The sequence below is a fragment of the Lyngbya sp. PCC 8106 genome (genome assembly GCF_000169095.1).
In the GTDB taxonomy this organism is placed as follows: Bacteria; Cyanobacteriota; Cyanobacteriia; order Cyanobacteriales; family Microcoleaceae; genus Capilliphycus.
In genome coordinates this window covers 85,344-91,896 of record NZ_AAVU01000027.1, presented here as the reverse complement: position 1 = coordinate 91,896, position 6,553 = coordinate 85,344, and the positions used below count along the sequence as shown (strand labels likewise).

Annotated in this window: 8 protein-coding genes; 2 read left to right on the top strand and 6 right to left on the bottom strand. The window is 40.1% G+C overall.

All coding sequences use genetic code 11. The annotated features are described in order from the left end of the window. Window positions 1–34: 34 nt before the first annotated feature. Window positions 35–358, top strand: a complete 324-nt coding sequence (grxD, locus tag L8106_RS17995) for a Grx4 family monothiol glutaredoxin (protein WP_009785824.1) — start codon at window positions 35–37, stop codon at window positions 356–358. Window positions 359–486: 128 nt separating this feature from the next. Here grxD and L8106_RS17990 read toward each other — a convergent pair whose 3' ends face one another. Then, complete coding sequence (locus L8106_RS17990; RefSeq protein WP_009785823.1) at window positions 487–741, bottom strand: DUF6761 family protein; 255 nt, start codon at window positions 739–741, stop codon at window positions 487–489. Window positions 742–1,340: 599 nt separating this feature from the next. Here L8106_RS17990 and L8106_RS17985 point away from each other — a divergent pair. After that, on the top strand, window positions 1,341–2,090 hold the full coding sequence (locus L8106_RS17985; RefSeq protein ID WP_009785822.1) for a response regulator transcription factor: 750 nt from the start codon (window positions 1,341–1,343) through the stop codon (window positions 2,088–2,090). Between the two features lie 32 nt (window positions 2,091–2,122). Here the strand turns inward: L8106_RS17985 and L8106_RS17980 are convergent, their stop codons facing one another. The 5 genes from L8106_RS17980 to L8106_RS17960 all read right to left on the bottom strand — a co-directional run bounded on the left by L8106_RS17980 (window position 2,123) and on the right by L8106_RS17960 (window position 6,200). After that, a complete protein-coding gene (locus L8106_RS17980) occupies window positions 2,123–2,926 on the bottom strand; it encodes an ABC transporter ATP-binding protein (protein WP_009785821.1) in 804 nt (267 codons plus the stop codon). Window positions 2,927–2,958: 32 nt separating this feature from the next. Continuing rightward, window positions 2,959–3,660, bottom strand: a complete 702-nt coding sequence (locus L8106_RS17975; RefSeq protein ID WP_009785820.1) for an ester cyclase — start codon at window positions 3,658–3,660, stop codon at window positions 2,959–2,961. A 480-nt stretch (window positions 3,661–4,140) separates the two neighbouring features. Then, window positions 4,141–4,875 (bottom strand): hypothetical protein, encoded by a 735-nt coding sequence (locus L8106_RS17970; protein ID WP_009785819.1) that lies wholly within the window; start codon window positions 4,873–4,875, stop codon window positions 4,141–4,143. Between the two features lie 105 nt (window positions 4,876–4,980). Beyond that, window positions 4,981–5,571, bottom strand: a complete 591-nt coding sequence (locus L8106_RS17965; RefSeq protein ID WP_009785818.1) for a hypothetical protein — start codon at window positions 5,569–5,571, stop codon at window positions 4,981–4,983. A gap of 230 nt (window positions 5,572–5,801) precedes the next feature. Further along, complete coding sequence (locus L8106_RS17960) at window positions 5,802–6,200, bottom strand: DUF1830 domain-containing protein (RefSeq protein ID WP_009785817.1); 399 nt, start codon at window positions 6,198–6,200, stop codon at window positions 5,802–5,804. Window positions 6,201–6,553: the final 353 nt, after the last annotated feature.

Sequence of the window (6,553 nt, the reverse complement as noted above, 5' to 3'; positions counted from 1 at the left end):
AAAACGATTGCTCTCAGCTACTTCAGGAAAAACAATGACTCCAGAACTGCAAGCTAGAATTGACAACTTGGTCAATAGCCAGAAAATTTTCGTGTTTATCAAAGGCACTAAGTTGATGCCAATGTGTGGCTTCTCTAACAATGTTGTAGGGATTTTAAATAGCTTAGGTGTTCCCTTTGAAACTTGTGATGTCTTAGAAGATCCTGATATTCGTCAAGGAATCAAAGAATACTCAAGTTGGCCCACGATTCCCCAAGTTTATATCAATGGTGAATTTGTTGGCGGATCAGATGTGGTGATCGAACTGTATCAAAAGGGCGAGTTACAACAAATGGTTGAGGTGGCTTTCGCATCATAAGGCGAACTAAATAGCTGTTTCACATTTGTAGGTAGCCTGTACCTTCTGAGCCGACTCCCGCCCTTCAAGAGTCGGCTTCACTGAGTCTGAGATCATCTCGGAAAATCCTCAGACTCATACTAGCCTAACTAATAGTAGTCAACTTCAGGCTGGACCATCGGCATCGCCATCTCAAAGTTAGAGGGGTCATTGAGATATCGAAACGTTTCTTCCTCTAAACGATGCACTAAATGGGGTTCTAAGACGCTGGAATGTCTCAGAGCCGCTAAGTAACCATCGATATACATTCTTAAATCATCATAGCGATAACCACGATTCCACATTTCGACTAGGGAGTCGGTCAGCTTTTGATAGTGGCGAATAGTAAGAGCGTCTTGCAGCATAGTTAACAGTGTATTTTAGAATGTGGCCAGAGAGTTAATCATAGGAATGGACGATTTAACAGGAGATTTTCCTCATTTTGGGCCAATTTCCTTCATCCAAGCCTTTTAGATTTTAGATTTTAGCTCAATCTTCTCAGTATCGGGGGAATTACCCTTAGATGTGAAGCTCTTGAATGGATTCATCTCCTCGACACCGAAGCATCAAGCGTGAGCCTCATCAATCTCAATCGGAGAGTTGTGCTATAAGCTATTTAGTCAGTTCAACTCTACTTGTTCACTCCAATAATCAGTGAGAAAGGCAAAACACTCGATAGATACGAGTTAAGTTAGACTTTAAAAGGGTTCACAACTCAATAATTAAAAGGAGAGGTTAACCGACTCCGGTTGATTGAGTCTTTCTATTTTGATCATAACCTGTCTGTCAAGAGTCTGATTCTCACTCAATCGGTTCAGATCCGAATAATGTTATTTACGCGACATAAAATACAAAAAGTTCCCGGATAAATAAGAACTTGATTGAGGGTAGCATCGGTTACAAAATATATCGGATTGGCTCTGTTAACCTGTAATCCAATAATAATAAGGATAACTGAACACTCGTGGGATCTGTTTGCATTTCTATTATTGAAGGAAATCCTCATTTAAGATCACTGTTGGGTTGGCATTTACAACAAGTTGGCTACTCCGTTTGGCAGTCAGCCGATTTTCACCATGCCAGAGAGATATTCCATACTCATCAACCCAATTTGGTCATTCTCGATGTTGAATTGCCTGGGGGAAACGCTTTAGAATTTTGTCGTTGGCTCCGACAGCAACAGTCATTGATTCTCATGCTGTCTTCTCGGAAAACAGAGGCTGATATTGTCCGAGGTTTGAAAGCGGGGGCTGATGATTATTTAACAAAACCTTTTGGAATGCAAGAGTTTTTAGCTCGGACTGAAGCTCTGATGCGACGCACTCATACTGCTGCTCCTCCTGCGAGTTTAGACTATGGTATTCTCAAAATTGATTTAGTGCAGCGTCGGGTAAGACTACGCGGACAACTGATTGAATTAACCCCTCAAGAATATAGCTTACTGTATGTTTTAGCTCAAGCGGATGGAGAACCTCTGAGTCGTTCAGAACTGCTGCGACGGGCTTGGCCTGACTCGATTGATAATCCGCGTACCATTGATACTCACGTTTTATCATTGCGAAAAAAAGTGGAAGTAGACCCTCGCCAACCCATTCTGATTCAAACTGTACGAAATGTAGGGTATCGGCTCAATTTGGAAATGCTAAAGCCTGATTCTTGGAATCCTCGGATGAATAGCAAACCTCCCACAATACCCGTGAGAGCCAGCAGTTAATTTGAGTTGCTTGAACAGTGAGTAGAATATCATTAATCCTCAGATTCCCATTCCTGGATATCCTGTTGTTGAGTGATAGTAAATTGCTGTTTTAAAGCTTGCCAGTCTACCTGTCGAGTCAGATCATCTTGAACTAATTTTCCTTGCAATAAATACCATAATCGATTTCCCCAGTCTTGAATCAGATCGAGGTGATGAGTCGCAAAAATCACGGTCATCCCATCGCTGCTTAATGTTTGTAAAATATTGAGTATCTTTTTCTGACTAGCAACATCTAACGCCGTGATCGGTTCATCCAGTAATAAAATTTGGGGTTGAATCACTAAAGCCCGGGTGATCGCTATTTTTTGGCGTTGTCCTGTTGACAATTGCACTTCTGTTCGATTTAACCAATCAGAGGGAATCTCTAAACGTTCTGTCCATTGGGTTAACCGTTGACTAATATCATGCTCAGATAAACCCCGTAACTGGAGAGGATAGATGATCGCCTCTCGCACCGTCATTCCTAATAGTTTAGCGTCGGATAAAACGAAGGTGATTTGTTGTCGGAGTTGAACAACCGGAATCTGTGTGTAATTTTGTCCTTCAAAAAATATCTCCCCGTTTGAGGGACTATTTAAGCGATTTAATAACCGCAAGAGTGAAGTTTTTCCCGCCCCCGAAATTCCAATCAAAGCAATGCGATCGCCCGGTTGTACCTCTAGCGAAATCTCTTGCAAGATCGGCTGAAAACCGATTTTTGATTGCAGAGAAACATTGTTTAACTGGAGTTGGGGATTAACGGGTGCGTTAGAACTCAAATTTGTAACTATAGGTTGGTTGATCTTCCAACTCATAATTATCGCAAACGGGGGAGATTTTGTCGAGTTTAATCAGAGGACTGTTGAGCGTGGAACGGACAACCGCTTGTTAGTTTTTGCAGAAATGCACTATTATCAAAAAAATGTTCTAAAGAAACTATTTTTAAATCTTCCGTCACTCGAGCAATACTCATCCCAACAATTTCTAGGGTTTCTCCGGTGGGTGTATGGTCTTTGAAGGGGCCGTTAAAGGTTCCCCAATGGCGCCACTTAAATGTAACATTTGGAGGCCCTGCTAAGACTTCTGTAACTTCCCAAAGAAAACCATTTGGAAAGGCTTTATGAAACACTTGAAAAGAAGATTCAAAGCTTTCTGCTGCTGAACTGTAATGTTCTGTTTCTCCCATAAATAAATTATAAGTTCCGGCTCGGGAAACATCTTCTGCGGTGTATTCTGGCCCGCCATTGGCTCTCATTCTAAACTGATCTTGAACAATTGATAACCACTGTTGAGGGTTAACTTTATTTGTGGCTTCTAACTCAAAAGTTCGGACTAAATTTTCAGCAATTGCAGCTAAAGATGCGGGGGGATGATTGTATTGACTTTCTTTGTAGAGATATTGATTGGTATGAGAATAGTCGGGTCGTTCTCCGCCTCGCCATTCAACTCCGGTATCGTTAGCAATTACGGTTTCTCGGTCATTAACCCACAGGGGAAGATCGGAAGATTGGTTAGAACTCATGGAATCGGTTAATTCTTTTTTAGTCAAAACGTCTTTCCTATTTTGCTCAATACTCCCCAAAAATTTTCGTTAAAATTATCACAATTTTAGGTTAAAATAATGTTTTACAGTAACCAAAAATTTATCCAGAGTCAGGATGACAGTCAGGGCGCAAGCCTTGCACCCCTACAGATGCACAAAATAGAACAATTATAAACCTGATTTCAATCTAGATTGGATTAACGCACAAAACCCAATAATACTTAATGATCTATAGATTGTTGATTTAAACTTTACTAGGGCTGTCTTCAGTTAATCTACAGCCTCTTTAACGCTTGAAGTGGGGAAAATTTTAAACTCGGATATCCATACTGTCGTTGCCACCAAGAAAGCAAAACCTAGTTATCGGTGTACCGATATAGACTTAACTTTCTGAGTCACAACCCTTACGGACAGCAGAGTTTAAAATTAACATTTTAAATATACAGGATTAAGCCAAAGGTTGTCAAGATCTTTTTTTAGATGTACTCAAGACTCTATTTTTTCTAAGGCTGCAATCAAAATTTCTGCTAAATTCTCCGTCAACACCTTGAAAATTGGCTTCAGCTTCCAATCTTGCACTTTACGAGGAACCAGAAATCCATGAGTTGTACAATTTCTAAAAGCTTTAGCGAGAAAGAACGCATCTTCCCAGGTCTGAATGGGATGAGACTCAAACATCCAATCTTTGATCACGTGTATATCCTTGGATCTCAAGCCTAGAAATTTTGCAATTGATTCTTCTTCTTTACTTAACCACTTTTTCAAACTTTTACTACTATCATAAGCTGGTGGATTTAATGGTGAGTAAGTGTGAAGATTAGATTGAGATTTATTAATTAGCGATTTAAAATCCTCTGGCTTGAGTTGACCTTCTAATTTATTAATTAACCCTTTGGTTGTAATTTCAAATCCACTGTAAGCGATTACCAATCGCCATTGAATTCCTCTTGCCTTACCTGTTAAATTTCTCTGGGAACCAATGACTGGATGTTCCCAATCAATTGCGGCTTGAGTAAGATTGACACCCCGACTGAGAACTTTATAGACTAGATCAATATGTTCAGATGTTTTTTCGTGTTCGGGGTTGAAGTTCGACAACTTTTCTTGAATTTTATGACATTTATAATCATCACTCCACCAAGAGTCATTAGGTAAAAAGATATTATCGACATTTTTCCAAACCGTTTTCAGCTTCTCGTGAATTGATGGCATTTCTGACATAATCTTATACGATTGAACATAACTCCAAACAAAAAAGGCGATCGCACAACTTAAAAAGCGCGATCGCCAAAACTAAAATCACTGTTTATTAGTCCCTGTTTGCTGTTAAGGAAGACCAACAGAAAAAGCGGTTGTAATTGTCCAAATATCAATTAAGAACAGCAGCAACGTAAACCCAAATAGGATAAAATACATCCAGGGTTGAGCTAGGGGGCGAACGTCGGTTGTATCAATTCCCGTTTTTTGCTGTACAATTCTGACCAACTGAGCAAAGCCAGCAATTCGCATCGGGAGTAAATACCCTTTTCCTGACTCGCTGAGAAAATAATAAACCAGTCCTCCTTGTCCAGTGGTACGAGGTTTGAGTGCTTTGACTTCATTCCAAGGTAAAGACCATCCTTTGCGAAAAACAGGCTTAACCCAACGAGGATAAGTGACCTGAATTTGTTGGTCATCAACGATAACTTGTTCAGTCATTGCGGCATAAACAATAATCGCGCCTAAACTAATTCCAATCCACAATACATTAGGAGATACAGGCGCATCAACGGCTTGAGATAAGAAAGGTAAAGGCAACATTAATGCTGTATACAACCCCAGTAGGGTGATCCGAATAATCGGAGAAATATGAAAAACAGCATTCAGAGATGGGGATGAATGGCGTGAATCTGATGAAACAACAGCGTTAGATTCCATTTGTCATTAGGTTTGATCCTTCGTCTTCTACACGATAATCAATTTTCTCTAATTTCTATCCCCTACTCTGAGAGTTCCGTAATTTATGACACCGTACACTTCTAATAAAAAATCTAAACTTAGTCTACTAGAAGTGCGATTGGTGTCATAAGTGATTTCAAGTTTGTTCTTTTAAAAGAGGAACTTTTCAGCTAGATAGGAGATTTTTTAAAAAGGTTTTTGTTCCGAATCTAGTCAACAGCAGTTAAAGCGGGTTTTGCTAGAGACTCAGGAACAGGTTGGCGTGGCTTCTGCGACATAGACATAACTCGTTGATGATAAGCTTGCGCGGCTTGAGAGGAATGAGCATCTTCTGTCGGAACACTAGGAGCATTTTGATCAATCTGAAGACGAGCGCAAGGAATCCGATCTGACAGAATAGCACTTGCCATACTGCCGGTGTGAATTTCTAACAAAGCTTCTGATAAAGCCTCAAACAATAAACGCTGTCCTGGAAATACGACTCGCTCAAAATACCAATTGGCAATGTTGCTAATCCGAGCGATTTGGATTTGGCTGGTTGCATTAACGTAGCAACAAAGAATCTGACTAGAAACGTTAGATGGTAGGGGATCAAGAATTTGAGCCATGACTGCTAAGGAGCTTTGGTGTACAAGTGTTAGGACTTATTGCCAAGCTAACACTACCTGATCCCTGTTAGTTGTAAACGCGACTACCAATCCGTTTTCATACCCATTCGTAAATCGCTGATTTCTGTTAAAATCCAAGGGTTTTGGTTGTCTTTGGGGGAAATTACCCAATCATTCCCCCAATCCTTTAAAATAAAAACGGACGCGAGTAAATCCCCTCTTAGCATCTCCGTAACTGATCTTTAGAAAGTTTTAAAGATTTTCAGAATCACCCATCCAAAAATCAAAAAACTCCAATATATTGTTAAGTTATATAAATAAAACCCCATTAAACCTTGTCGTTAGGCTGTCCT

Bases quoted from the DNA above. Each gene is read 5' to 3' on its own strand.
- grxD (WP_009785824.1), top strand. From the start codon at position 35: ATGACTCCAGAACTGCAAGCTAGAATTGACAACTTGGTCAATAGCCAG.
- L8106_RS17965 (WP_009785818.1), bottom strand. From the start codon at position 5,571: ATGGAATCTAACGCTGTTGTTTCATCAGATTCACGCCATTCATCCCCA.
- L8106_RS17990 (WP_009785823.1), bottom strand. From the start codon at position 741: ATGCTGCAAGACGCTCTTACTATTCGCCACTATCAAAAGCTGACCGAC.
- L8106_RS17970 (WP_009785819.1), bottom strand. From the start codon at position 4,875: ATGTCAGAAATGCCATCAATTCACGAGAAGCTGAAAACGGTTTGGAAA.
- L8106_RS17960 (WP_009785817.1), bottom strand. From the start codon at position 6,200: ATGGCTCAAATTCTTGATCCCCTACCATCTAACGTTTCTAGTCAGATT.
- L8106_RS17980 (WP_009785821.1), bottom strand. From the start codon at position 2,926: ATGAGTTGGAAGATCAACCAACCTATAGTTACAAATTTGAGTTCTAAC.